The sequence below is a fragment of the Ensifer sp. B1-9 genome, assembly GCF_050474445.1.
Classification (GTDB): Bacteria; Pseudomonadota; Alphaproteobacteria; order Rhizobiales; family Rhizobiaceae; genus Ensifer.
Genome location: NZ_JBCHVG010000006.1, coordinates 86,016 through 111,364, shown reverse-complemented (window position 1 = coordinate 111,364; position 25,349 = coordinate 86,016). Strand labels below are relative to the sequence as shown.

Genomic DNA, 25,349 nt, shown 5'->3' with positions numbered 1-25,349 from the left:
AAGCGCGCCGCGATCGGCTTGCCGACGGGCTTGTCGCGAAAACGTCGAAATAGCTGCGCGTCGACGTCTATTGGCGAGGTTGAGGCCCGCCCTTGAGCGCGCCGCAATCTCTCGGATCACATGAAACCCGGATTGCGGGGCAGATAACACGGCCAGTCGCCATAGCCAGGTGACGCCATCAGCAGCATCGGAAAGGTGATCCGCATGCCCTGATCGACCGCAAGGCTCAAGGCGCCGTCGCATGTCCCCGGCAGGAAGGCCGAGATCTTCTCAGACGTGCCCGCAGCGGCCAATCGCAGCGCGGCCGCGAAGGCAGCTTGAACATGGTCGGGCCGCATGACTGCGAGCGGACCGATGTGCCCGCTGGAACCGATATAGCCGTATCCGACCGCATCGCTGCCGGCGTAAAACAGAAACCCTCGGGTCGCCGGATCGCCGAGCAGGTAGCGGTGATGCTTCTCCCGCGATACGCCGATGGCGCAGCGATCGATCGCCGCCAGCGTCTCCATGGTCGCCGCATCGGCATCGATCGGCACAGCGCGCAGGACCACCTGCGGCGACATCCGCATCGCCTCACGACTGGCGTCAAAAAAATAGATCGGCGTGCGAGGAAAGAAGCCGTGCCGCATGTAGAGCCCCTGCGACGCCCGATTGAAGGTGAAGGTAATCAGCGCCTTGTGGACTGCGCCTGACTTGCGCGCATGCTCCAGGGTTCGTTCCAGCAGCGCATTTCCGATGCCCCGACCCTGTTGAGCGGGATCGACGAACAACTGGGCGAGAAACCAGAGATCCCCGCAAGTCCAACTCCAGGCGGATCCGACGATGCCTCCGCCCTCTTCGGCAACCCAGAGGCCGTCCGGATCGTCCTTGAGACAGAAAAGCTGAAAACTCGGAGGGCTTGCCGTCGCCATCGGCCCGAAGCCATGGCGAATGGTAAGGTCGTTGATGCTTGAGACGACCAGTGCATCGGTCGCAGCCAAATCGTCGGCTTGAGCGCGCCTGTAAACGAGCGACATTGGTAACACCACGAAAGGTTTCCAAGGCAATGCTGGCCTTTGCAGGCTCAACCATATCACGCCTCGTTACTCCGCTTCATCAGAGACCTTTCGTCCGCAAGGCGATTTGCGGCTCCCGTGACGAGGTCGCCGCGCCTTGTTTCCAAAGCTCTGTTGCCCGGCGCCCGGATTGGACCTATGACCATGGACCAACAGCGCGAAAACGCTTCCGAATTCGCCAGGCCGCAGGGTTTGGCCAGCAGGGTTTGAACAGGATGAAACTCGACGCCGTCGATGTCAGGCAAGCCGCCTCAGCGGCCGATATCGTCTATGAGGCCTTGCGCAAGGCGATCATCGAAGGCGACCTCGCCGAGGGCGAGAACCTGCGCCAGGACCACATCGCCCAGATGTTCAACACCAGCCGCATTCCGGTGCGCGAGGCGCTTTCGCGCCTTGAGCAGCATGGGCTGATCACCACGGAGCGCTACAAGGGCGCGGTCGTCGCCGGGCTTTCGATCGAGGAAATCGAGGAAATTTTCGAGTTCCGCGCGCTGATCGAGGCCGAAGTCATTCGTCTCGCCGTGCCCAATCTCGACCGCCGCACGCTGGAACTTGCACGTCAGCATTGCGAGGAGTTCGAGCGCGAGGAAAATTCCGACCGGTGGGGCGAGATCAATCGCAACTTCCACTACAGCCTCTATGAGGCAGCGCGCCGCCCCTATTACCTGCAGATCGTCCGCGCTTCGCTCGATCGCATCGATCGCTACCTTCGTGCGCAGCTGACGCTGACCTCAGGCGTTGCCCGGGCGCGTCGCGAGCACAAGGCGATTCTGGATGCCTGTATCGCGCGCGACGCCGAGCGCGCCTGCGAGCTCACGCGCGACCATATCCTCGACGCCGGCCGTTCGTTGACGATCTTCCTCAGGGAACAAAGGGGTTAGCCTCGACGCTTCGTCGTTCGATGTCATAATAGTTTGATTTACATATCGTTTTATCCTGTTTCATTCCGGATCGACATTTGACCCTTCACACCAGGATACCCGCGGAAATTGCGCTGAGCCTTGACCTCTCCTCAGTTGACAAGCGGCCAGGAAGCCTGAAAAGTGAAGCCCCTATCGAGACCGGCAGCGTTGGGAGGACTTGATGTCTGTGCGCGCGTTTTTCGGCCTTTCCACCCTTTTCCTGTCCATTCTGAGCACGGGCGTCCCCGCTTTCTCCGCGGAGACCAGCCGCCAGGTCGAGATAACGCAGGATGGCGATTATTTCGGTTTCGACCTCAGGACCGAGCAGAACGTCTCGCTCGACGAGTGCCAGCAGACCTGCATCGCGGACCAGTCCTGCCGCGCCTTCACTTACAATCCCAAGGTGAAGTGGTGCTTTCTCAAGTCCGACTACAACCAGCTGAATTTTTTCCCGGGCGCGATCGCCGGCAAGATCGTGCAGCCGCAGGCCGTCGAAGCGGATATCGGCGCACCGCCGCGCCTCAAATTCCTGTCGGACCAGATCCTGCAGGATGCCCGTAATACCAAGGCCAATCTCGCGCTGGCCGACGACCAGCAAGGCTTGGGCGTCAATACGCTCATCGACATGGCCCGTGGCCAGGCCGGCATGGGCAACATCGAAAATGCACTGAAGGCCTTCCAGGGCGCCCTGGCGATCACACCCGACGACGCCGAGCTTTGGCTGGAAGCGGCACGCACAGCAAACCGCATCACCAACAACTCGGCCGTATCGATGCAGGCGGCGATCGCGGCGATCAACGGTTATGAGCTGACCCGTACCACCGAGAGCCGCGCCCATGCGCTCGCCGTCATGGCGAAATCGCTCGAGGGCGCTGAAAATTACCGCGCCGCATTGGACGCCTACAAGGCGAGCCTGGAACTGGTGAAGGCGAAATCGGTCGAGGCCGCCTATCTCGATCTCAAGCAGCGCAAGGGTTTCCGCGTCGTCGAGCATACGATTGATTCCGACGCGGCCACGCCGCGTGCCTGCGTGCAGTTCTCAGAGCAGCTTTTGAAGAGCGGCGCAGACTACGCCTCCTTCGTGACCGTCAATGGTGCTGCGCCCAAGGCGCTCGAAGCCAAGGGCGACCAGATCTGCATCGAAGGCCTTTCGCATGGCGAACGTTACAAGCTGACGCTCCGCACCGGCCTGCCCTCCACCGTCGACGAGGTGCTCGAGGCGCCCGTTACCCTCGACATCTATGTCGCCGACCGTGCCCAGATGGTCCGCTTCACCGGCGACAGTTTCGTGCTGCCGTCGACCGCGCGCCGCGGCATCCCGATCGTCTCCGTCAACACCGACAGCGCCAAGCTGAAACTCTACCGCGTTGGCGACCGCAGCATCGCCCAGGTGCTGCAGAGCTCACAGTTCCTGACCCAGCTCGACGGCTACAGTGCCCAGCGCATCGAAGACGAGAGCGGCGAGCTCGTCTGGCAGGGCACGATCGACATCGAGCGCAACGTCAACAAGGAAGTCGTCACCAGCTTCCCGGTCGATGAGGCGCTCCCCGAGCGCAAGCCCGGCGTCTATGTCCTCACCGCCGCCCCGACCACCGGCATGAGCCAGGAGTGGGATGCGCGCGCGACGCAATGGTTCGTCGTCTCCGATATCGGCATTTCCACCTATGCAGGCACCGACGGTTTGAACGTCTTCGTGCGCTCGCTTGCCACTGCCGAGCCGATCGAAGGCGTCGAACTGCAGCTCGTCGCCAAGAACAATGAGATCCTCGGCACCGCTCTGAGCGATGGCGACGGCCGCGTCACCTTCACGGCGGGCCTGATCCGTGGCACCGCCGGACTGACGCCGGCGGTCATCACCGCGAAGAAGGGTGAGGACGACTACGTCTTCCTCGACATGAGCCGCGCCGGCTTCGACCTTTCCGATCGTGGCGTCACCGGCCGCGCGGCCCCCGGCGCCATCGATATTCTCGCCTGGACCGAGCGTGGCATCTACCGCGCCGGCGAGACGGTACATGCCGCAGCGCTTGCCCGCGACGTCGACGGCATGGCGATCGAAAACCTGCCGCTGACCTTCGTCTTCCTCCGGCCGGATGGCGTCGAATATCGGCGCATGACCAGCGCCGGCGGCAAGCTCGGCGGCCATACGCTCGACCTCGACGTTCAGGCAAACGCCATGCGCGGCACCTGGACAATGCAGATCTTCACCGACCCGAAGTCGCCTGCGATCGGCGAGAAGCAGTTTCTGGTCGATGACTTCGTGCCGGATCGAACCGAATTCGACCTGACCAGCGACGCCAAGGAAATCGCCGTCGGCGAAACGGCAAGTGTGGCGGTCGACGGGCGCTATCTCTATGGCGCGCCGGCTGCCGGTCTCGAGCTCGAAGGCGAAGTGACGATCAGGCCGACGCGCGAAAGCACTGCCTTCAAAGGCTACTCCTTCGGTCTCGCCGATGAAGAGGCGAGCGAAGACACGCGCCTGCCGCTTGAGGAACTCTCGCCGCTCGACGAGGAAGGCAAATCCACCTTCGACGTCCTGCTCGATGAAGTGCCCTCAACCACGCAGTTGCTCGACGCCACCGTCACCGTCCGCATGCGCGAAGCCGGCGGCCGTGCCGTTGAGCGCTCGTTGAAGCTGCCCGTGCGCGCCGAAGGCCCGATGCTCGGCATCAAGCCGGAATTCGAAGGCGAACTCGCCGAGAATTCCGTCGGCAAGTTCCGCGTGATCGCCGTCGATCCCTCGGGCACCAAGGTCGCGATGCCCGGGCTCCTGTGGAAGCTGATCAGCGTCGAACGGGACTATCACTGGTACCGCGACGGCAGCGCCTGGAAATACGAACCGGTCGTCACCACCAGGCAGGTGGCCAACGGCAGTGTCGACCTGACGGAAGACGGCGGTGAGATCGCCGTTCCTGTTGGTTGGGGACGCTATCGCCTGGAAGTCGAGACCGCCTCGATCGACGGTCCGACCTCGAGCGTCGAATTTGACGCCGGCTGGTATGTCGCGGCCACCTCGACCGAAACGCCCGACGGTCTGGAAATCGCGCTCGACAAGGAGAAATATGCGGTCGGCGACACGGCCAAGCTTAAGGTCTCGCCGCGCTTCGCCGGCGAATTGCTGGTGACCGTCGGCACCGAGAACCTGATCACGACGCAGACCGCCTCGATCGCCGCAGAAGGCGGCGAGGTCGAACTGCCGGTCACCGATGCCTGGGGCGCCGGCGCCTATGTCACGGCCACGCTCTACCGGCCGGGCGATGCCCAGGAGAGCCGCATGCCGATGCGTGCCATCGGCATCAAATGGCTGTCGGTCGATCCGGCCGAGCGCAAACTCGCCGTCACCCTCGGTGCGCCAGAGAAGATGGAGCCCCGCAAACCACTCGACATCAGCCTGAAGGTCGCCGGTGCCGGTGCCGACGAGGAAGCCTATGTGACGGTGGCCGCCGTCGACGTCGGCATTCTCAACCTCACCCGCTACGAGGCACCGGATCCGGAAGCCTGGTACTTCGGCCAGAGGCAGCTCGGTCTCGAAATCCGCGACCTCTACGGCCGCCTGATCGACGGCTCGCTTGGCGCCACTGGAAAACTGCGCACCGGCGGCGACGGCGGCCAGGTCGCCCTTCAGGGCAGCCCGCCCACGGAAAAGCTGGTCGCCTTCTTCGAAGGTCCGCTGCAGCTCGATGGCGACGGCAAGGCGACCGTCAGCTTCGATATCCCCCAGTTCAACGGCACGGCACGGCTGATGGCCGTCGCCTGGACAAAATCCGGTGTCGGCCACGCCACCCGCGACGTGGTGATCCGCGATCCGGTTGTCGTCACCGCCAGTCTGCCGAAGTTCCTGGCGCCCGGAGACCGGTCGGAGCTGAGGCTCGACATCGCCAATACCGACGCGCCGGCCGGCGAATACCAGATCCAGGTAACGACCAGCGGCCCGGCGACCGTCGAACAACCGGGCGCAGGCAGCACGGTAACCCTGGAACAGGGCGGCCGCTCGGCGGTAACCTTGCCCGTGGTGGGACAATATCCCGGCAATGGCATCGTCACCGTGACGCTCACCGGCTCCAACGGCCTTTCCCTCGAACAGTCGCTCGATCTGCTCGTGCGTCCGGCGACCTTGCCGGTTACCCAGCGGCAGGTGGTCGCGATCGCGCCCGGAAGCAGCCTGACGGTCGACGGGCAGTTGCTCGCCGACAGCATCCTGCAGGGCGCCTCGGTCAACCTCAGCGTCACCCGTTCCGCCGCCTTCGACATGCCGGCGCTGCTGATGACGCTCGATCGCTACCCCTATGGCTGCGCCGAGCAGACCACGAGCCGTGCACTGCCGCTGCTCTATCTCAGCGAACTCGCGAAACAGTCCGGCCTCGCCGATGACGAAGGCGTGACGAAACGGGTGCAGGAGGCCATCTATCGCGTTCTCTCCTACCAGTCCTCGTCGGGCAGCTTCGGTCTGTGGGGTCCGGGCTACGGCGACCTCTGGCTCGATGCCTATGTCACCGACTTCCTGACCCGCGCCCGCGAACAGAAATACGACGTGCCTGAGGCCGCGATGGTCCAGGCGCTCGAAAACCTGCAGAACGGCGTCAGCTACGACACCAATGCCAAGGATCGCGGCAACGAGATTGCCTATGCGCTCTATGTGCTCGCCCGCAATCGCAAGGCGGCGATCAACGATCTGCGTTACTACGCCAACACGCTGATCGACGACTTCCCGACGCCGCTTGCGAAGGCACATATCGCCGCAGCGCTGGCGCTCTATGGCGACGCTCAAGGGTCGCAGGACACCTTTGCCAAGGCGGCGAACATGTCGACGGGCCTCGTCAATGTCAGCCTGTCGCGCTCCGACTACGGCTCGTCGCTGCGTGACAACGCGGCCGTGCTGGCGCTGGCGGCTGAAAGCCGCCCGGTCCCGCCGATCGTTCCTGAGCTGTCGAAGATCGTCGCGCGCGAATGGGAGCAGAAGACCTATACCAGCACCCAGGAACAGGCCTGGATGCTGCTTGCCGCCCGCGCCATCCAGAACGGCGACGAGGACATGGCGCTTGAGGTCAACGGCGCGTCGAAGACCGGCAGCTATGCCGCCCAGATGACCGGCGATGCGCTGACCACCCATCCGGTTGTGATCCGCAACCAGGGCGCCGATCCGGTGTCGGCCGTGGTCACCACGGTCGCCGCACCCGCCCAACCGCTCTCGGCCGGCGGCGACGGTTTCACCATCGAGCGCACCTACTACACGCTCGACGGAGCCGAGGCCAACGTCATGGAAGCGAGACAGAACGAGCGCTACGTCGTCGTGCTCAAGATGACGGAGACCAACGACTGGCCGTCGCGGGTGCTCGTCACCGACCTGTTGCCGGCCGGCTTCCAGATCGACAATCCGAGCCTCGTCGACAGCGCCCAGCTCAGCAACTTCGAATGGCTCGGCGAAATTACCGCGACCCACACGGAGTTCCGCAACGACCGCTTCGTCGCGGCGATCGACCGGAGCACCGGATCCGCGCGTGATGTCACGCTCGCCTATGTGGTGCGCGCCGTGACCCCGGGCGTCTACGACCATCCGGCGGCCACCGTCGAGGATATGTACCGGCCGCAGCTCTCGGCCCGCACCGCGACGGGGCGCATGGAGGTGCTGGCGGCGCAATAGGCCAGATCATGTCGATTGGGCGCAAACTGCTGATCGCCTTGCCCGTCTGCCTGCTGCTGACGGGGCTGACGGGCTTTGCGATCGAGAAGGCCGACCAAGCCTTCCCGCCACCGCTCGACGAGGCTGATGTCGTCTCGCGCGAGGTGGACGATGCCAATGGACAACTGCTGCGCGCCTTCGCAACGCCGCAGGGTCTCTGGCGGCTGAAGACGACAGTCGACGATGTCGATCCGCAGTTCCTGAAGATGCTGATCGCCTACGAAGACCAGCGCTTCCGGGAGCATTCGGGCGTCGACCTGCTGGCCCTCGGCCGCGCCGCGCTTCAGTTCGTCAGCAATGGCCGGATCGTCTCGGGCGCCTCGACCCTGTCGATGCAGGTCGCACGGCTGATCGAGCCGCGGCAGCAGCGTTCCATCACGGCAAAGCTCTTGCAGATCGCCCGCGCCATCCAGATCGAAAGGCGCCTCTCGAAGGACCAGATCCTCAACCTTTACCTGACCCACGCGCCCTATGGCGGAAACATCGAAGGCGTGCGCGCCGCAAGCCTCGCCTGGCTCGGCAAGGAGCCGAAGCGGCTGACGGCCGGTGAAGCGGCCCTGCTCGTCGCCTTGCCGCAATTGCCGGAAAAGCGTCGGCCGGATCGCAACCACGCCGCGGCCGTCGCTGCCCGCGAGCGTGTGCTGACGCGTCTCGCCGTCGCTGACGTCATTGGAGGCGGCGAGGCCGAACGCGCAATCGCGACATCTGTCCCCTCGCGCCGCCTGCAGCTTCCGTCCTATGCGGCCCATCTCGCCGAGCGGGCGTTACGCAAGGACCCGCAGGCGATCCGGCACCAGACCACCTTGCGCCTTGCCGTTCAACGCAGCCTCGAAGCCGTCGCGCGGGATGGCGCCGCCAAGCTGGGGCCGAAGGTTTCGGTTGCCATGGTGATGGCCGACGCGAAGACCGGCGAGATCGTCGCTTCGGTCGGATCGGCCGACTATTTCGATGCGAGCCGTTCCGGCTGGATCGACATGACCCGCATTACGCGGTCGCCCGGTTCCACCCTCAAGCCCTTTATTTACGGCCTCGCCTTCGAAGAAGGACTGGTCAGCCAGGAGACGATCATCGAGGACCGTCCTGCGGATTTCTTCGGCTATCGCCCCCGCAACTTCGACATGAGCTATCAGGGCGATGTCAGCGTGCGCGAGGCGCTGCAATTGTCTTTGAACGTTCCGGCGATCCGGCTTCTCGACGCGGTCGGCCCGGCGGAACTGATGATGCGCTTCCGCCGCGGAGAGGTGAAGCCGGCGTTACCGGCCGGCGAAGCGCCGGGGCTTGCCATCGGCCTTGGCGGTGTCGGGCTTTCGCTGCGCGATCTCGTGCAGCTCTATGCCGCGCTTGCCAATCGCGGCTTCCCTCTCCGGCTCGGCGACGGCGTCGATGGCAAGGCCGGCCTGATCGAAGCGGAGCCGCTGCTTTCTCCCGTTGCCGTCTGGAACGTCTCCGATGCGCTCTCGGGCGTATTGCCGCCGACGGGCAGCCGTCAGCGCGGTATCGCCTACAAGACCGGCACCAGCTACGGCTACCGCGATGCCTGGTCGGTGGGCTACGACGGGCGCCATGTGCTCGGCGTCTGGGTTGGCCGTCCGGACAATGGCGCCGTGCCGGGCCTCACCGGCTATGGCAGCGCCGCCCCGATTCTCTTCGAAGGTTTCGCCAAGTCCGGCTTCGGCATCACGCCGCTGCCGGATGCGCCAGCGGGCGCGATCCGCATTTCGCAGGCTGAACTGCCGATCAGCCAACGCCGCTTCTCGCTGACCGCAAGCGGCCTCGTCAACGCTTCGGCGCGCGAGCCGGCACCGCAGATCGTCTTTCCGCCGGAAGGTGCGCGTGTCGAGCTCGGGATGGATCACCAGGCGATTTCGCCGCTGACGCTCAAGCTGCAAGGCGGCCGAGCGCCATTTCGCTGGCTCGCCAATGGCCGGCCGCTGCCGGAGCTGACACGCCGACGGATTACCCAATGGCAGCCCGACGGGGTCGGCTATTCGACGCTGACCGTCATCGACGCGGTCGGCCGCGCCGCCAGCGTACGCGTCTTCATCGAATAGCGGCGCTCCGTTCACGGGCGCGATCGTCGGGCTTTGCGACGAGCACCGCCTCGATTTCATCCCTTAACCGCGCCGCATCGAGCGGCTTGTGCAGCAGACGGTAGCCGCTCGCGCTCGCTTCCCGCAGCCGGGCCGCAGACGTGTCGCCGGAGAGGATCAGCGCCGGTACGTCCCGTCCGAGATAGCGATTGACGTCACGCACGGCACCGATCCCCGTCTGCCCGTTTTCGAGCCGATAGTCGGTGAGGATGAGGTCGACCGGCGCTTCTCCCCGGCTTGAGGCTCTCCTATGCTCGTGGCAGGCGGCCGCCGCGGATCGGCCGGCGTAAACCCGATAACCGAGTGTCCTGAGAAGCAAAGCCGTCGCATCCAGCGCATCCCGCTCGTCATCAATGACGATGATGCCGCCGTGTTGTGTCGCTGTGGCTGGATCCGCACGATCGCTCTGCGGCCGCGGGATCGACGCCGCCACCGGCAAGGTGACGGAGAACATCGAACCGCGACCTTCCTTCGAGACCACCTTGACCCGATGCCCGAGCAGTGCCGCAGTCCGCCGCACAATCGCGAGCCCGAGGCCGAGCCCTTGAGCCCGGTCACGGGCGGAATTCGCGAGTTGAACGAATTCTTCGAAGATCGCGTCCTGCGCCGCCGCGGGGATGCCCAAACCCGTGTCCCAGACCTGGATTTCGACCGCAGCGCCGTGGCGCCTGCAGCCGAGCAGGACCGTGCCGGTCCGCGTATAACGAAAGGCGTTGGAAATCAGATTGTCGAGAATCCGCTTCAGCATCATCGGATCCGTATCGACCCAGACATCCGTCATCACGACACGCCAGTCCACCCCCTGCCCGCCCGCAATACCTGCGTATTCCGCCCTGAGATCGGAAAACAAGCGCCGCAGGCCGACAGGTTCCCGCGCCACGGTGACGACACCGGCGTCGAGCTTGGAAATATCGAGCAGGGCGTCGAGCAGGCCGCTCAAGTTGCCGATGACCGAACGCGCGCGGTCGGCGAGATCGCGCGCGCTTTTCGCCGGCACGTCGCCGTTGCGCCCGAGCGCGCCAAGCGTCGAGATGAAGAGGCCGAGCGCATGGATCGGTTGACGCAGATCGTGGCTGGCCGCGGCAAGGAAACGAGACTTGGCGCGGTCGGCGCCCTGCGCCCTGTCGCGCTGCTCCTCCAGGCTGCCGATCAGCGACAGGTTTTCGAAACGCAGCCGTACCGTTTCGGCAAGCGTCCGGTGAGTGACGCGGCTGTAGTAGAGGTCGACGCCGAAGAGGCAGATGGTGAAGGCCAGATAGGTGTCGTAGATCGGCCCGTCACCCATGAAGCAGCGGATCGCAAAGGGCAGCAGGATGGCGAGCAGTGAACCGGCATAGGCGAGAGGAAACGCCGAGAGTGACGGAACTGCTCCGCTGGCAATGCCGGTCATGACGATGCAGATGAAGGCAAGCGTCTGCGGTTCGTCCGGCAGGAATGCAAACCAGCCCAGTGCGCCCCACAAGGCGCTCGACGCCCAGGAAAGCAGCGTGAACCGCCAGGCCCATCGACGCCAGTCCCGGCTCCGTTCGTCCTGCGTCTGCCGCCGATACTTCCAGTCGAGAAGGATGCGGGCGAAGGTCAGCAGGTAAAGTGTGGCCACCCAGAAAAGCAGCCTATTCCCGGGCACGAAATCGCGCAGCACATAGGCAACCGGCAGTGGAATTGCGAAATTGGCAAAAAGCACCGCGTAAGATTGACGAAATAATAAGTCTATCAGGAGAGGTTGCAAATGTTCGCGAGTTTCCATTGCCGCTCCTCCCCCGACATAACGCGGTATCCGCGGAGAATTGCCGAATTCGATGAAGGATTACTTACATGCGCAAATTGCTGACCGTCGTGGTGGCCGACGATCACGCCATCGTTCGCGAGGGCCTGAAGCTGCTGCTCTCCACCATGGATCATGTATCGGTGGTTGCGGAAGCCGCCGATGGTGAGGCGCTGGCAAAGATTCTTCGCGCCGGCGGCGCGGACCTGGCGATCCTCGATCTCGGCATGCCTGGTGTCACCGGCGTACAGTTCATCAGCGAGCTGAGGACCATCGCGCCACGCATGAAAATCCTGGTTCTGACCGCCAACATCGAACCACGCACCGTGCGCGCCGCGATCGCCGCCGGCGCCAGCGGCTACCTGACGAAGAGCGGAGATCCGACCGAACTCACGGCCGCACTTGATGCCATGCTGCGCAACGAGGTCTATCTCAGTCAGACGGTTCGCTTTGCCGTCGACGACCCACGCAGCCGCCAGCCGCCTCCAATGACCGACGCGGCCCTTTCGCCTATTCCCCTCACCCGGCGCGAGATGCAGATCCTGTCCCTCTCCGCGCAAGGATTGACGGCGCGTGAAACCGCCGATCGCTTGGGCATCAGCCCGTTGACAGCGCGCAAGCACCGCGAGAACCTGATGCGCAAACTCAGCCTGCACAATGCAGCCGAGATTGCGGCCTACGCGGTGCGCATTGGCCTGCCGATCGGCTGACGGCTCCATTTCTCTCCTCTGCGCCTCACGCTCATATTCCGTTTACCAACGCAGCATAGGCGATCCTGCCCCGCCGCCGAAATACGGCACCTGCCGTATGTTGCCGACATACAACCAGGCGTAGTTCTTCCGCCAAATCGCGCCGCGAATCTCGTGGCGCGAAGATTTGTACACCGACGCCGAGGAGCGGCCGGTCAAAGGAGGAACCGCCATGCCCTCGATGGAGCATTGGATTTCGTTTGCGTTCGCGACAGCAATCTTCGCCTTCATGCCAGGGCCGGCCATCCTCTATATGACGGCCCAGACATTGGCTCACGGCCGCAAGGCCGGCCTGCTGGCAGCACTCGGCATCCACATCGGCTGTTACATTCACATCGCCGCGGCAGCGCTCGGGCTCGCCGCCCTGCTTCATCACGCGCCGACCCTCTACACGGCGATCAAGCTGGCCGGCGCCGTCTACCTCATCTGGCTCGGCGCGACCATGCTGCTCGGGATCGGAAGACACGCCGTTCATTCAGAGGCGGTCAAGCCCGGCGTCCTGCGTGACAGCATCGTCGTCGAAATCCTCAATCCCAAGACGGCGCTATTCTTCGTGACCTTCCTGCCGCAATTCGTTGATCCGTCGGCCTCGATGCCGATGTCCATGCAACTCCTGATGTTCGGACTGCTGGTGAACCTTGCTTTGTCGGTAGCCGATGTCGCGGCTGTCTTCCTGGCCTCGTTCACACTCGCGCGGTTCACTGGCGGCCGAGGCACCCTGGTGCCCCGCGCCTGCGGGTCGATTCTCATCGGCCTCGGCCTGATGCTGGCAAGCCAGCCGATCTGAACGCAAAAGACGGCCCGTGCCCGCCCGACAACCTTGGTGTATCGTTAGACACGCTGGAGTGGAGGGGCCGGACCATGCTCAATGCAACAGAGATTGCCAAAGCCGCCGAAAGCCTGCATGAGGCAGAGCGTGACCGAAAACAGATCGGGCTCCTGTCGCACAAGCACCCTGAGATGACCGTCGACGACGCCTATGCGATCCAGGCCGCCTGGGTCAGGCGCAAGCGCGACGACGGCCATCGCATCATCGGCTGGAAGATCGGCCTGACCTCCAATGCCATGCAGCAGGCGCTTGGCATCGACACGCCGGATTCCGGTGTGCTCTTCGACAATATGCTGTTCGACGACGGCGCGAACATTCCGGCCGATCGCTTCATCCAGCCGCGGGTCGAAGCGGAGATCGCCTTTGTCATGAAGGCCGGACTGAAGGGCCCGCGCGTCAACATCGTTCAGGTGCTGAACGCCACCGATTACGTAATGCCGGCGCTGGAAATCCTCGACAGCCGCATCGTTCGGACGGATCCGAAAACCAGGAAGGCGCGCACCCTCGTCGATGCGATATCCGACAATGCCGCCAATGGCGGCCTCATCCTTGGTGGACGCGCCGTGCGCCCCGATACCGTCGACATGCGCTGGATGGGCGCGATCGTGTCACGCAATGCGGTGATCGAGGAGACGGGACTTGCGGCAGGCGTGCTCAATCATCCGGCCCGCGGCATTGCCTGGCTTGCCAACCGGCTCGCGCAATGCGGCGACGCGATCGAGCCTGGCCAGATCGTTCTCTCGGGCTCGTTCATCCGCACGCTCGAGGCCAAGAGCGGCGACACGATCGTCGCGGATTTCGGCGCCTACGGTTCGGTGAGCTGCCACTTCGCGTGAGGCCGAAGGTGACGGGCGAGCTCTCGCCCGTCGAGCCGGTTTCACTGCACCAGAATGGCGCGGAAATCATTCACATTGGTACCGGTCGGACCCGGTTTGAAGAGATCGCCGAGCGCGTCGAACGCCGACCAGCTATCGTTCTTCTGCAGCAAAGCTGCGGCGTCGAGGCGTTGTGCAACGAGCCTTGCTATCGTCGTGTCATTGGCAAATGCGCCGGCATTGTCCTCGGAGCCATCGATGCCGTCGGTGTCGGCGGCAAGCGCCGAGACGCCCTTGGCGCCGTCGATGCCGAGCGCCAGCGCCAGCAGGAATTCGCTGTTGCGGCCGCCCTTGCCCTTGCCGCGAATGGTCACCGTCGTCTCTCCACCCGAGAGAACGACGACCGGCTTGCGGAACGGCCTGCCGCGGCCGGCGATTTCACGGGCCATCGCCGCGTGCACGCCACCAACGTCGCGCGCCTCGCCCTCGATCGCATCGGAAAGAATGACGGCCTCGATGCCGGCGGCGCGCGCCTCGGCAGCCGCAGCCTCAAGCGAAACGGACGCGGACGCGATGAGCCGGACTTCGTTTCGGGCAAAGCGCGGATCGCTTGGCGAAGGGGCAGCACTTTCAGGATTATTGAGCCAATCCATGACCTTGGCAGGGAGCTGAAGGTCATAACGCTCGACAAGCGTCAGGGCGTCTTCGCGATTGCTGGCGTCCGGCAGCGTCGGGCCGGAGGCGACCAGTGCCGGGTCATCGCCTGGAATATCGGAGACGATCAGCGAGACGACCTTCGCCGGATAGGCGGCTGCCGCCAGCCTTCCCCCCTTGATCAGCGAGACGTGCTTGCGCACGGCATTCATGGCGCTGATTGGCGCGCCGGAGGCGAGCAGCGCCCGGTTGACTGCAATCTCGTCTTCCAGCGTCAGGCCGGGCGGCGGCGCGGGCAGCAGCGCCGAGCCGCCACCGCAGACGAGCGCCACGACGAGATCGTTCTCCGTCAGGCCGCTGACTTCCGCAAGCAGCCGCTTCGAGGCCTGCAGGCCGTTTTCGTCCGGAAGCGGATGCGACGCTTCCAGCACCTCGATGTTCTTGCATGGGGCCGCGTAGCCATAGCGGGTGACAACCACACCGGAGAGCGGACCATCCCAATGGCGCTCGAAGGCTGCCGCCATCTGTGCTGCGCCCTTGCCCGCGCCGACCACCACCGTGCGCCCCTTTGGCCGTTCCGGCAGATTGGCCGCAATCACCTTTTCCGGATCGGCCGCGGCAACCGCAGCGGTGAAGAGTGTTTCCAGGAAGCTGCGTGGGTCGGTGATGGCTGGCATTGGTCTCCCCCTAGAGCATGTCGCATCGCTTCTATGCTCCATCCATATGTGCAATTCCACACCCAAAAAAGTCTCCAGACTCTTTTGCTGGACTTGCTTTCAGAACCGTCTCGGGCGGCGGTTCCTCCAACCGCCGCCCGGACACATGACCGGCCCGGCACAATGGGACGCCGAACGGATCATGCGCATTTTTGCGTTGTCTGCTATCAGGCGACCTGGTGGTTTGCCATGCGCTCCAGCGCCCGGACGAGGCCGGAGTGGTCGAGACCGCTGTCGCCGTTGGCGGCGCAGTTGTTGAAGAGCTCCTGCGTTGCGGCCGTGTTCGGCAGCGAGATGCCGAGCGACTTCGCACCCTGGAGAGCCAGGTTGAGGTCCTTCTGGTGGAGCGAGATGCGGAAGCCCGGATCGAAGGTGCGCTTGATCATGCGCTCGCCGTGAACCTCGAGGATCCGCGAGGAAGCAAAGCCGCCCATCAGCGCTTCGCGCACGCGCGCCGGGTCGGCACCAGCCTTCGACGCAAAGACGAGGGCTTCCGAAACCGCCTCGATCGTCAGCGCGACGATGATCTGGTTGGCAACCTTGGTGACCTGGCCATCGCCGCAGTCGCCGACGAGGGTGATGTTCTTGCCCATCAGCTTCAAGAGCGGCAGGGCACGGTCGAAGCTCTCCTGGCTACCGCCCGCCATGATCGAGAGCGAAGCGTTCTTGGCGCCGACTTCGCCGCCGGAGACCGGAGCGTCGATGTATTCGGCGCCGGTTTCGCGGACCTTCTTTGCGAATTCCTTCGTCTCGATCGGCGAGATCGAGCTCATGTCGATGACGAGCTTGCCCTTGGAAAGGCCGTAGGCGACACCGTTCTCGCCGAAGAGAACGTCCTTGACCTCAGGCGTATCCGGCAGCATCAGGATGATCGTGTCGACGGTCTCGGCCAGCGCCTTTGGCGTGTCGACGAACTTGAGGCCGTTGTCGAGCAGTTCCTGGCGCGGCGGGATGACGAACTTCGAGGTGATGATGGTGTGGCCGGCATCCTGCAGGTGGCGCGCCATCGGCGTGCCCATAATGCCCAGTCCAATGAAACCGATTGTTGCCATGGTGCTTAGCTCCTGATCTTGATGATATCTGCGGATTGGGTGCGCTGGCGCTCGGTGCCGAGCCAGCCAAGGCCATCGGCCGTCGTGGTGCGCGGCTTGTATTCGCAGCCGATCCAGCCGTCGTAGCCGGCCTCTTCCAGCGCGTCGAAGACGAACGGGTAGTTGATCTCGCCGGTGCCCGGCTCGTTGCGGCCCGGATTGTCGGCAAGCTGGACGTGGGCGATGAGATTGGCATGGCGCTTATAGGTGCCGACCAGTTCGCCCTCGGTGCGCTGCTGATGGTAGAGATCGTACTGGATGAAGAGATTGTCGCTGCCGACTTCCTCGATGATCGAGGCAGCCTGCCCCACGGTGTTCAGATAGAAGCCCGGAATGTCGAAGCGGTTGATCGGCTCGATCAGCAGGCGGATGCCGTGCTTGCCGAGTTCGCCTGCTGCGAGCTTCAGGTTGGCGACCAGCGTCTTGCGCAGGATGCTGTCGGAAACGCCGTCCGGCGCGATGCCGACCAGGCAGTTGACCTGCTTGCAATCGAGCGCCGTCGCATAGTCGATCGCGCTCGCCACACCCTTGCGGAATTCGTCGACCCGATCGGGCAGGATGGCGATGCCGCGCTCACCGCGTCCCCAGTCGCCGGCCGGCAGGTTGTGCAGGACCTGGGTCAGGCCGTGGCGCTGAAGTTCAGCGCGCAGGCTCACCTTCTCGAATTCGTAGGGAAACAGATATTCCACGCCTTCGAAGCCGGCCTTGGCAGCCAGAGCGAAACGATCGAGGAACGGCACCTCGTTGAACAGCATTGTCAGGTTCGCAGCGAACTTCGCCATGCGATGCTTCCTCCTTCATGTTTGTCTTTGGAGCGGGATGTGGGCGGAGAACCGCCCACTTTCCTCAGTCGAGCAGAGCCGTGATCGCCGTCGGTACGTCTTCACCGCGGGTTGCCAGTTCCTCGAACTCGACGACGGCATTGATGTCCGCGCCCATCGAAATATTGGTGACGCGCTCCAGGATGAACTCGATGACGACGGGAACCTGATGTTCATCCATCAGCGCACGAGCCCGGTCGAAAGCCTCCTGGAACTCGTTCGGGCTGCGCACCCGGATCGCCTTGCAGCCGAGGCCCTCGGCAACCGCGACGTGGTCGACGCCGTAACCCTTCTCCGCATCGCCCGAGGCATTGATGTTGTCGAAGGCGAGGCTGACCTCGAAGTCCATGTTGAAGCCGCGCTGTGCCTGGCGGATGAGGCCGAGGTAGGAATTGTTCACGACGACATGCAGGTAGGGCAGTTTGTGCTGGGCGCCGACGGCGAGCTCCTCGATCAGGAACTGGAAATCGTAATCGCCGGAAAGGGCGACGATCGGCCGGTCCGGATCCGCAGCGCGAACACCGAGAGCGGCAGGCAGCGTCCAGCCGAGCGGGCCGGCCTGGCCGCAGTTGATCCAGTTGCGCGGCTTGTAGACGTGCAGGAACTGGGCGCCGGCGATCTGGCTGAGACCGATGGTCGAAACGTAGCAGGTGTCGCGACCGAAGGCCTTGTTCATCTCTTCATAGACGCGCTGGGGCTTCAGCGGCGTCTGGTCGAAGTGCGTCTTGCGCAGCATGGTGCGCTTGCGCTCGCGGCACTCTTCCGCCCAGGCGGACCAGTCTCTAAGCTTGCCGGCCGTCTTCCACTCCGTCGCGACATCGAGGAAGAGCTTTAGCGCAGCGCCGGCATCCGAGACGATACCGAAATCAGGCGCAAAGACGCGGCCGATCTGGGTCGGCTCGATGTCGACGTGAACGAACTTGCGGCCTTCCGTATAGGTCGGAACGTTGCCGGTGTGGCGGTTCGCCCAGCGGTTGCCGACACCGAGAACGAAGTCGGAGGCCAGCAGGTTGGCGTTGCCGTAGCGGTGCGAGGTCTGCAGGCCACACATGCCGGCCATCAGCGGATGGTCGTCCGGGATCGTGCCCCAGCCCATCAGCGTCGGGATCACAGGGATGCCGGTGATTTCGGCAAATTCCGTGAGCAAGTCGGAGGCATCGGCATTGATGATGCCGCCGCCGGCAACGATCAGCGGACGCTCCGCCTCGTTCAGCATCGCCAGCGCCTTTTCGGCCTGGGCACGTGTTGCCTTCGGCTTGTAGGGTTCGAGCGGCTGATAGGTGTCCGGATCGAACTCGATTTCGGCGAGCTGGACGTCGACCGGCAGGTCGATCAGCACCGGGCCCGGACGGCCGGAGCGCATGACGTGGAAAGCCTTCTGGAAGACGAAGGGAACGAGTGCCGGTTCCATGACCGTGACCGCCCATTTGGTGACGGGTGCGGCGATCTTGGCGATATCGACCGCCTGGAAGTCTTCCTTGTCGAGGCGGGCGCGCGGCGCCTGGCCGGTGATGCAGAGGATTGGGATCGAATCCGCCGAGGCCGAATAGAGGCCGGTGATCATGTCGGTACCGGCCGGGCCGGATGTGCCGATGCAGACGCCGATGTTTCCGTGCTTGGCGCGGGTGTAGCCCTCAGCCATATGCGAGGCGCCCTCAACGTGGCGAGCCAGGATGTGGCGGACCGAACCGCGCGCCTTCAGCGCGGAGTAAAACGGGTTGATGGCAGCGCCGGGCACGCCGAAAGCGCAGTCGATGCCTTCCTTCTCCAGAACATAAACAGCCGCGTCGACGGCACGCATCTTAGCCATGAGATTTCCTCCTATTTCCTGGAACCATAATCCATTAATCGCAAACAGCAACATATAAATGGAAATCATTTCCATCATGCGGAAATAAAGATTTTCAACAAATCGGAGAAAATCCCTCGGGGTCCTGATAGAGGATGATGGGCGACAGACGTGATTTGCAGAGAGGCTTCGATGGACGGCAACGGCAGAGGAAAACGCGGACGCAAGGCGGGCGAGAATGCGGCACCGTCATCCGTACAGGTGCTCGACCGCAGCCTTGCTCTTCTGACGGTCGTCGCCCAGGAGGACGGCTCGACCTTGACCCGGCTTGCCGACGAGACCGGCATGGCGCCGTCCACGGTCCACCGCTTGCTGACGACGCTGGCCGGCCACGGCATGGTGATGAACGACCCGGACACCGGGGCCTGGACGGTCGGCCTCAAGGCTTTCGAGATCGGCAATGCCTATCTGCGCTTCCGCAAGCTCGGCACCATCAGCCGCCCCTTCCTCAAGGGGCTCATGGAAGAAAGCGGCGAGACGGCCAATATCGGCATCGAGGAAGGCGGCGACGTCGTGTTCATTTCGCAGGTCGAAAGCCACGCACCGATGCGCGCCTTCTTCCGTCCCGGGCGCCGCGGTCCGGTTCATGCCTCCGGCATCGGCAAGGCGATCCTCTCGACCTGGTCGGACAAGGAAATCGCTCAGCTTCTCGGCGGCCGCGAGCTCGCGCATTTCACCGACAAGACCCGCGACACGCTCCCGGCCCTGCTCAAGGATATCCAGGAGATCCGCCACCGCGGCTGGTCCGTCGATGACGAGGAGCATACGCTCGGCATGCGCTGCGTCGCAGCCCCCATCTTCAACGAGTACGGCGAAACGATCGCCGGTATCTCGATCTCCGGCCCATCGGTTCGCGTCAATGACGAGAAACTGTCAACCCTCGGCCCCATCGTGCGTGAGCGCGCCGATGCGCTGACGCGAGCGATGGGTGGCAAGCGGCCGGAAGAACTGTAGCTGCCAAAAAGAAGGCGCCGCGCATCAATCAGACGCGCGGCGTTTCACGTTTGAGAGAAAACGTCGTTTCGCTCAGGCCGTTTCAAGGTTTCGGGCAGCTGCTGCCACGGTGTCCTTCACAGCAATCGCGGGATTTCTCATCGGCTTGCCGGCGACGTAGGTCTCGGCCACGCAGCGGTCATCGCCCATCGTCTGCAGGATGAAGAGTTCCTCTGCCAGCGAACCGGCGACCCGCATGCGAAGTTCCATCGAAGGCTTGGCGCGGCTGTCGAGCACGACGATATCGGCGTCGGCGCCGACATGCAGCGAGCCGATACGGTCGTCGAGGTCGAGAGCGCGGGCATTGCCGAGCGTCATGCGATAGAAGGAATTGAACGGCGTCAGCCGTTGGCCCTGCAGGTGCAGCACCTTGTAGGCCTCGTCCATCGTCTCCAGCATCGAGAAGCTGGTGCCAGCGCCGACGTCGGTCGCGACCGACCAGCGGGCGCCGAGCTTGTCGAAACGATCGCGATCAAAAAGACCGGAGCCGAGGAAAAGGTTCGAGGTCGGGCAGAAGGTGCCGACCGCTCCGGTCTCGGCAAGAACCGAAATCTCGCGATCGCTCAGATAGATGCAGTGACCGAGCAAGGTCTTCCGCGTCAGAAGATCGTAGCGCGCATAGATGTCGGTATAGTCCTTGGCCTCCGGGTAGAGCGAGGTCGCAAAGGCGATCTCGTCCCTGTTCTCGGAGAGATGCGTCTGCACGTAACATTCCGGATGCTCGGCGACGAGCACGCGGCTCACCTCCATCTGTTCCGGCGTCGACGTGATGGCGAAACGCGGGCTGATGGCGTAATGCGCACGGCTGCGGCCATGCCACTTGGCGATCAGTGCCTTCGTCTCGTCATAGCCCTGCTGCGGCGTGTCGCGTAGCGCGTCCGGCGCGTTGCGGTCCATCATCACCTTGCCGCCGATCATCAGCATGCCGCGCGCTTCCGCAGCGCTGAAATAGGCGTCGACGCTCTCCGGATGCACCGAGCAATAGGCGACCGCCGTCGTCGTGCCGTTCGACAGGAGCTCATCCATGAAGCGGCCGGCGATGAAGTCGGCATGTTCCGGCTTCCGGAACTTCTGTTCCTCGACGAAGATGTAGGTGTTCAGCCATTCGAGAAGCTGGGCGCCATAAGAGGCGATCGCCTGCGTCTGCGGAAAATGCAGGTGCGTGTCGATGAGCCCTGGCAGCACCAGATTGGGACGATGATCCGCGACCTTGACGCTCGCGCCGGCGCGGCGGGCAACATCGGCATGCTCGCCGATATCGGCAACCTTGCCGCCTCGCACCAGTACGGCGCCGTCCTCGAAGTAGCGATAGGCGGCAGTATCGTCGATGCCCTTTGGTTCGTCGACAAAGGTCAGCACGCGGCCGCGGATCAGCAGTTCGGTCATTGGGTCTTTCCTCCATTCACGACGGACTCGTACCAGGCGACGAGCAACTGCCGCTCTTCGTCAGATACGCCGGTGACATTGGCGGGCGGCATCGCATGGCTGCGGCCGGCCTGCAGATAGATTTCACGCGCGTGGTTGGCGATCTCGGTGTCGGTTTCGAGCGTCACGCCCTTCGGTGGGACGATCAGGCCTTCCCAGCCCGGCTCCTTGGCATGGCACATGGAACAGCGGCCAAGCACCGTGTCGCGCACCTTCGGAAAGGATTCCGCGGTCACGAAGGGCTGCTGCGCGGCGGAGATCTTCTCCTCCCCGCCGCCGGCGAGCACCTTCGGCACAGTCGAGAGCCACATGATCGCAACGAAGAGCAGCGCGGTGACGAGCCAGGTCCAGGTCGGGTTGCCCTTGTCCGCATGGCGGGTGTTGAACCAGTGGCGGATGGTGACGCCCATCAGGAAGACCAGCGAGGCGATGATCCAGTTGTACTGGGTGCCGAAAGCCAGCGGGTAGTGGTTCGACAGCATTAGGAACAGAACCGGCAGCGTCAGGTAGTTGTTATGGGTCGAGCGCTGCTTGGCGATCACGCCGTATTTCGCGTCCGGCGTGCGGCCGGCAATGAGATCGGCGACGACGATCTTCTGGTTGGGGATGATGATGAAGAAGACGTTCGCCGACATGATCGTGGCGGTGAAGGCGCCGAGATGCAGGAAGGCGGCGCGGCCGGTGAAGAGCTGCGTGTAGCCCCAGGCCATGCCGACCAGGATGAAGTACAGAAGCACCATCAGCTTGGTGTTGTCGCGGCCGAAGGGTGACTTGCAGATCGTGTCGTAGGCAAGCCAGCCGAAGCCGATCGAACCGAGCGATATGGCGATTGCCACAGGCTTCGAAACGTCGAGAACGTTGGGATCGATCAGAAAGAGGTCGGCACCGGCGTAGTAGACCAGGCACAGCATGCCGAAACCGGAAAGCCAGGTGACGTAGGATTCCCATTTGAACCAGATCAGGTGATCCGGCATGTTGGACGGTGCGACCAGATACTTCTGGATGTGATAAAAGCCGCCGCCGTGCACCTGCCATTCTTCGCCATAGGCGCCAACAGGCAGATCCGGTCTTTTCTTCAGACCGAGGTCGAGTGCGACGAAATAAAACGACGAACCGATCCAGGCGATGGCGGTGATCACGTGCAGCCATCGCACGGCAAAGGTCAGCCAATCCCAGGCTATGGCATACTCGTACATGCAATTCTCCCATTTCTCCTCGGCGCATTATGTGTCATTGCTGGAGGTCGCGGGAACGTCGCTGCTTCACCAACACTTTCAAAAAAATCTATAAAATGGCGACGGAATGGATAGGCTAGAGAGAGGCCGGAGGAGTGGGACGGAGGCATGTCATATCTGGACAATGTGCGCGTCTTCGTGCGCGTCGTAGAGCTTGGAACCTTGTCGGCAGCCGGTCGCGACCAGCGCGTGACGCCGGCAGTTGCAAGCAATAGAATCAAAGAGTTGGAACGCCATATGGGCGTTCGCCTGTTCAATCGGACGACGCGCAAGCTGACCCCGACGGAGCACGGCCGCGTGTTTTACGACGGCGCGGTGAAGATCCTCGAAGCGGTCAACGAAGCGGAAAACGCGATCGCCGATCTCTCGCGCAATCCGAAGGGCGCGCTGAAGATTACCGCTCCATTGGGGATAGGTCGGCGGCTGATTGCGTCGGGTATTCCGGAGTTTCATGACAAATATCCCGACATCGAAGTGCGGCTTCGCCTGTCGGACCACAACGTCGACATCCTCTCCGAAGGCGTCGACGTCGCCTTCAAGCTCGGCATCCTCGAAGATTCGAACCTGCGCATGCGCGGCATCATGAATTGTGAACGCGTGGTCTGCGGGGCGCCCGCCTATTTCGAAAAACGTGGCATCCCGCAGACGCCCGACGCGCTGATCGCCGACAAGCACGACTGTCTGCTGCTGCGCTATCCCGGCTCGAAGGAATACTTCTGGACGCTGCAGACCATGGAGGGCGTGCGCAAGCTCGAGGTGACCGGACCTTACGATTCGGACGACGGTGACGTGCTCACCCAATGGGCGCTCGACGGCCGCGGCATCATCAACAAGCCGCTCTTCGAGGTGAAAAGCCACATCAATTCCGGCGCACTGGTGCCGATCCTCGCCGACACGCCACCACTCAGCGTGCAGCTTGCGGCGATCTATCCGCACAAGCGTTTTCAGGACCCAAAGGTCCGACTGATGATCGACTACATGGCGGAGCGCTGTCAGCGGCTGATCGGCAAGGCACTGGAATAGAGCCAAAACCTTCGCTCGCTCGATCCCGGGAATGCCGCCGATTTGCCCGGCAAGATAGTCGACCGCAGCCGCACCGCGCGATGCCCCGGCGCGCCGAAACAATCAGCTGGCGGGCGGTATCGAGCTGCATGAACACGACCGCTGCATCAACTGGGGCCTCCCAGACATTGATGCGGAAAACTGCGCAGCGTAGACATCTTCGAGGGCGGGGGAAGCAATGTCGCAACATGACAGTGAGGCGGCGACGCGTTACATTCTCGTTGCGAAACGCAGTCGCGCCACAGATCGTCACGGTATCGGGAGGATTGTTATGCAAAGGCATAAGGTCGGATACTTGATCGGTAGTCTCGCCAAAGACTCGATCAATCGCAAGCTCGCCAATGCGCTCGTGAGGCTGGCTCCTGCACACCTTGAAATGACAGAAATATCGTTTAGGGACCTCCCGCTTTATAGCCACGACTACGATTCCGATTTTCCGCCGGTTGCGCGAACGTTCAAAGAAGAGTTGTCGGCCGTCGACGCCATCCTGTTCGTGACGCCGGAATATAACCGCTCAATCCCCGGCGGTCTCAAAAACGCTATCGACTGGGCGAGCCGCCCCTACGGAAAGAACTCTTTCACACGCAAGCCCTCGGCCGTAATCGGGACATCCCCCGGTGCGATCGGAACCGCGGTGGCTCAGCAAGGTCTCCGCAGTGTTCTAAGCTTTTGCAATTCACCGCAAATGAACGCCCCTGAAGCCTACATCCAATTCACGCCGGGACTTATCTCCGACGAGGGAGAAGTGACGGTGCAAACGACCGAGCAGTTTCTGCGCGGGTTTATGGAAGAATTCGCGGCCTTCATCGCTCGCGTGCTCTCCGTCCTGCCTCGCGATGCTTGACGACGCAGGATGCCTCGGCATGCTGCCTGCGACAATGTGCGGCTAAGATCATTTGCGGAATCCCTCGTCTGGATTTTTCACCGACCATTCGATTGAACACCGCGTTGAACATGTGACTGTAACCGCCGACACGGCCGCGGCAGTCGGCGGTATGCGAGCCAGTGTTGAGGTCGGCGAGCAAAGCAGGGTTCTCAACAACTGGCCGCTGGATCGCTGGCGACAATGCCTTGGAGGCCGAACGGCGGAGCTGGCCAGGATCTCCGAGCCAAGACAGTTGCGCAGTTCAGCCATCGAGCAGGGAGTTATACTCAGGGTGCTTCGCGGCAAAGGCCGCCATGAATGGGCACTTGGCGATCACTCGGGCGTTCCTGGCCCTCAAAATATCGAAGACCGATCTTGCGAGATGCGTTCCGACACCGCGGCCGGAAAGCGCCTGCGGAACCTCTGTGTGAGTGAGCACAATACGTCCGTCTTGGTGGCGATAGTACGCCAATGCCAATTCGCCCTCGATCGACAGTTCGAATCGAGACATGGCTTCGTTGTCAACAATCTCGTTCGCCATCATCATAACTCCGAGCGGCGGTGGACAGACCTAAACATTAAGGCACGCCAAAAGCGCGAGCGCCATGGCGTATAACAGACCATCAGCCAGGAGGCGCTCCCCCAGGGAATAGCTGCAGGAAAACGGTGTTGACTTCTCGTACCACATTTCAAACCTCAAGCCGGAGTTTCAGTTCACGCGGCGCCGAGGGTCGATATGGAGGAACGATGCTCATG

General features: G+C 63.2%; 18 protein-coding genes. 9 read left to right on the top strand and 9 right to left on the bottom strand.

Going from position 1 to position 25,349, the window contains the following annotated elements; genetic code table 11:
- Positions 1 to 116: 116 nt before the first annotated feature.
- Positions 117 to 1,016: a GNAT family N-acetyltransferase gene (locus ACQ5BM_RS12520; protein ID WP_429811346.1), complete on the bottom strand. Its 900-nt coding sequence runs from the start codon at positions 1,014 to 1,016 to the stop codon at positions 117 to 119.
- Between the two features lie 254 nt (positions 1,017 to 1,270).
- On the opposite strand from ACQ5BM_RS12520, the gene ACQ5BM_RS12515 reads away from it, so the two are divergent.
- The 3 genes from ACQ5BM_RS12515 (at position 1,271) to pbpC (ending at position 9,685) form a co-directional block, all read left to right on the top strand.
- Positions 1,271 to 1,936 carry a GntR family transcriptional regulator gene (locus tag ACQ5BM_RS12515; protein WP_429811344.1) on the top strand — a complete coding sequence of 222 codons (666 nt, stop codon included), beginning with the start codon at positions 1,271 to 1,273 and terminating at the stop codon, positions 1,934 to 1,936.
- A gap of 208 nt (positions 1,937 to 2,144) precedes the next feature.
- Positions 2,145 to 7,595 carry an MG2 domain-containing protein gene (locus tag ACQ5BM_RS12510; protein ID WP_429812013.1) on the top strand — a complete coding sequence of 1,817 codons (5,451 nt, stop codon included), beginning with the start codon at positions 2,145 to 2,147 and terminating at the stop codon, positions 7,593 to 7,595.
- An 8-nt stretch (positions 7,596 to 7,603) separates the two neighbouring features.
- Positions 7,604 to 9,685 carry a penicillin-binding protein 1C gene (gene pbpC / locus ACQ5BM_RS12505; RefSeq protein WP_429811342.1) on the top strand — a complete coding sequence of 694 codons (2,082 nt, stop codon included), beginning with the start codon at positions 7,604 to 7,606 and terminating at the stop codon, positions 9,683 to 9,685.
- Here pbpC and ACQ5BM_RS12500 read toward each other — a convergent pair.
- Positions 9,675 to 11,324: a hybrid sensor histidine kinase/response regulator gene (locus ACQ5BM_RS12500; RefSeq protein ID WP_429811340.1), complete on the bottom strand. Its 1,650-nt coding sequence runs from the start codon at positions 11,322 to 11,324 to the stop codon at positions 9,675 to 9,677. The genes pbpC and ACQ5BM_RS12500 overlap by 11 nt on opposite strands.
- 215 nt (positions 11,325 to 11,539) lie before the next feature.
- On the opposite strand from ACQ5BM_RS12500, the gene ACQ5BM_RS12495 reads away from it, so the two are divergent.
- From ACQ5BM_RS12495 to hpaH, 3 genes are all read left to right on the top strand, one after another.
- On the top strand, positions 11,540 to 12,199 hold the full coding sequence (locus ACQ5BM_RS12495) for a response regulator (RefSeq protein WP_429811338.1): 660 nt from the start codon (positions 11,540 to 11,542) through the stop codon (positions 12,197 to 12,199).
- Positions 12,200 to 12,410: 211 nt separating this feature from the next.
- Positions 12,411 to 13,025, top strand: a complete 615-nt coding sequence (locus ACQ5BM_RS12490) for a LysE family translocator (protein WP_429811336.1) — start codon at positions 12,411 to 12,413, stop codon at positions 13,023 to 13,025.
- A gap of 74 nt (positions 13,026 to 13,099) precedes the next feature.
- Positions 13,100 to 13,903, top strand: a complete 804-nt coding sequence (gene hpaH / locus ACQ5BM_RS12485) for a 2-oxo-hept-4-ene-1,7-dioate hydratase (protein ID WP_429811334.1) — start codon at positions 13,100 to 13,102, stop codon at positions 13,901 to 13,903.
- A gap of 41 nt (positions 13,904 to 13,944) precedes the next feature.
- Here the strand turns inward: hpaH and ACQ5BM_RS12480 are convergent, their stop codons facing one another.
- The 4 genes from ACQ5BM_RS12480 to gcl all read right to left on the bottom strand — a co-directional run bounded on the left by ACQ5BM_RS12480 (position 13,945) and on the right by gcl (position 18,974).
- On the bottom strand, positions 13,945 to 15,213 hold the full coding sequence (locus ACQ5BM_RS12480) for a glycerate kinase type-2 family protein (RefSeq protein ID WP_429811333.1): 1,269 nt from the start codon (positions 15,211 to 15,213) through the stop codon (positions 13,945 to 13,947).
- 206 nt (positions 15,214 to 15,419) lie between these two features.
- Positions 15,420 to 16,304: a 2-hydroxy-3-oxopropionate reductase gene (glxR, locus tag ACQ5BM_RS12475; RefSeq protein ID WP_429811331.1), complete on the bottom strand. Its 885-nt coding sequence runs from the start codon at positions 16,302 to 16,304 to the stop codon at positions 15,420 to 15,422.
- 5 nt (positions 16,305 to 16,309) lie between these two features.
- Complete coding sequence (hyi, locus tag ACQ5BM_RS12470; protein WP_429811330.1) at positions 16,310 to 17,125, bottom strand: hydroxypyruvate isomerase; 816 nt, start codon at positions 17,123 to 17,125, stop codon at positions 16,310 to 16,312.
- A 64-nt stretch (positions 17,126 to 17,189) separates the two neighbouring features.
- Positions 17,190 to 18,974 carry a glyoxylate carboligase gene (gene gcl / locus ACQ5BM_RS12465; RefSeq protein ID WP_429811328.1) on the bottom strand — a complete coding sequence of 595 codons (1,785 nt, stop codon included), beginning with the start codon at positions 18,972 to 18,974 and terminating at the stop codon, positions 17,190 to 17,192.
- A 171-nt stretch (positions 18,975 to 19,145) separates the two neighbouring features.
- Between gcl and ACQ5BM_RS12460 the strand changes: the two genes are divergently transcribed.
- Positions 19,146 to 19,967, top strand: a complete 822-nt coding sequence (locus tag ACQ5BM_RS12460; RefSeq protein ID WP_429811326.1) for an IclR family transcriptional regulator — start codon at positions 19,146 to 19,148, stop codon at positions 19,965 to 19,967.
- A gap of 72 nt (positions 19,968 to 20,039) precedes the next feature.
- Here the strand turns inward: ACQ5BM_RS12460 and guaD are convergent, their stop codons facing one another.
- Both guaD and ACQ5BM_RS12450 read right to left on the bottom strand, forming a co-directional pair.
- Entirely contained in the window at positions 20,040 to 21,392 is a 1,353-nt protein-coding gene (gene guaD / locus ACQ5BM_RS12455; RefSeq protein WP_429811324.1) for a guanine deaminase, read from the bottom strand.
- Complete coding sequence (locus ACQ5BM_RS12450; RefSeq protein WP_429811323.1) at positions 21,389 to 22,627, bottom strand: urate hydroxylase PuuD; 1,239 nt, start codon at positions 22,625 to 22,627, stop codon at positions 21,389 to 21,391. The genes guaD and ACQ5BM_RS12450 overlap by 4 nt, the downstream gene beginning before the upstream one ends.
- A gap of 147 nt (positions 22,628 to 22,774) precedes the next feature.
- On the opposite strand from ACQ5BM_RS12450, the gene ACQ5BM_RS12445 reads away from it, so the two are divergent.
- Positions 22,775 to 23,689 (top strand): LysR family transcriptional regulator, encoded by a 915-nt coding sequence (locus ACQ5BM_RS12445; protein WP_173518676.1) that lies wholly within the window; start codon positions 22,775 to 22,777, stop codon positions 23,687 to 23,689.
- A 310-nt stretch (positions 23,690 to 23,999) separates the two neighbouring features.
- Entirely contained in the window at positions 24,000 to 24,572 is a 573-nt protein-coding gene (locus ACQ5BM_RS12440) for an NADPH-dependent FMN reductase (RefSeq protein WP_429812010.1), read from the top strand.
- A 283-nt stretch (positions 24,573 to 24,855) separates the two neighbouring features.
- Here the strand turns inward: ACQ5BM_RS12440 and ACQ5BM_RS12435 are convergent, their stop codons facing one another.
- A complete protein-coding gene (locus ACQ5BM_RS12435) occupies positions 24,856 to 25,134 on the bottom strand; it encodes a GNAT family N-acetyltransferase (protein ID WP_429811321.1) in 279 nt (92 codons plus the stop codon).
- Positions 25,135 to 25,349 lie beyond the last annotated feature (215 nt).

What these genes read in the sequence shown, in the direction of transcription:
- hyi (WP_429811330.1), bottom strand. Translation starts at nt 17,125, where the DNA reads ATGGCGAAGTTCGCTGCGAACCTGACAATGCTGTTCAACGAGGTGCCG.
- ACQ5BM_RS12450 (WP_429811323.1), bottom strand. Translation starts at nt 22,627, where the DNA reads ATGTACGAGTATGCCATAGCCTGGGATTGGCTGACCTTTGCCGTGCGA.
- guaD (WP_429811324.1), bottom strand. Translation starts at nt 21,392, where the DNA reads ATGACCGAACTGCTGATCCGCGGCCGCGTGCTGACCTTTGTCGACGAA.
- ACQ5BM_RS12515 (WP_429811344.1), top strand. Translation starts at nt 1,271, where the DNA reads ATGAAACTCGACGCCGTCGATGTCAGGCAAGCCGCCTCAGCGGCCGAT.
- ACQ5BM_RS12445 (WP_173518676.1), top strand. Translation starts at nt 22,775, where the DNA reads ATGTCATATCTGGACAATGTGCGCGTCTTCGTGCGCGTCGTAGAGCTT.
- gcl (WP_429811328.1), bottom strand. Translation starts at nt 18,974, where the DNA reads ATGGCTAAGATGCGTGCCGTCGACGCGGCTGTTTATGTTCTGGAGAAG.
- ACQ5BM_RS12495 (WP_429811338.1), top strand. Translation starts at nt 11,540, where the DNA reads ATGCGCAAATTGCTGACCGTCGTGGTGGCCGACGATCACGCCATCGTT.
- ACQ5BM_RS12480 (WP_429811333.1), bottom strand. Translation starts at nt 15,213, where the DNA reads ATGCCAGCCATCACCGACCCACGCAGCTTCCTGGAAACACTCTTCACC.
- hpaH (WP_429811334.1), top strand. Translation starts at nt 13,100, where the DNA reads ATGCTCAATGCAACAGAGATTGCCAAAGCCGCCGAAAGCCTGCATGAG.
- pbpC (WP_429811342.1), top strand. Translation starts at nt 7,604, where the DNA reads ATGTCGATTGGGCGCAAACTGCTGATCGCCTTGCCCGTCTGCCTGCTG.
- ACQ5BM_RS12490 (WP_429811336.1), top strand. Translation starts at nt 12,411, where the DNA reads ATGCCCTCGATGGAGCATTGGATTTCGTTTGCGTTCGCGACAGCAATC.
- ACQ5BM_RS12460 (WP_429811326.1), top strand. Translation starts at nt 19,146, where the DNA reads ATGGACGGCAACGGCAGAGGAAAACGCGGACGCAAGGCGGGCGAGAAT.
- glxR (WP_429811331.1), bottom strand. Translation starts at nt 16,304, where the DNA reads ATGGCAACAATCGGTTTCATTGGACTGGGCATTATGGGCACGCCGATG.
- ACQ5BM_RS12520 (WP_429811346.1), bottom strand. Translation starts at nt 1,016, where the DNA reads ATGTCGCTCGTTTACAGGCGCGCTCAAGCCGACGATTTGGCTGCGACC.
- ACQ5BM_RS12435 (WP_429811321.1), bottom strand. Translation starts at nt 25,134, where the DNA reads ATGGCGAACGAGATTGTTGACAACGAAGCCATGTCTCGATTCGAACTG.
- ACQ5BM_RS12440 (WP_429812010.1), top strand. Translation starts at nt 24,000, where the DNA reads ATGCAAAGGCATAAGGTCGGATACTTGATCGGTAGTCTCGCCAAAGAC.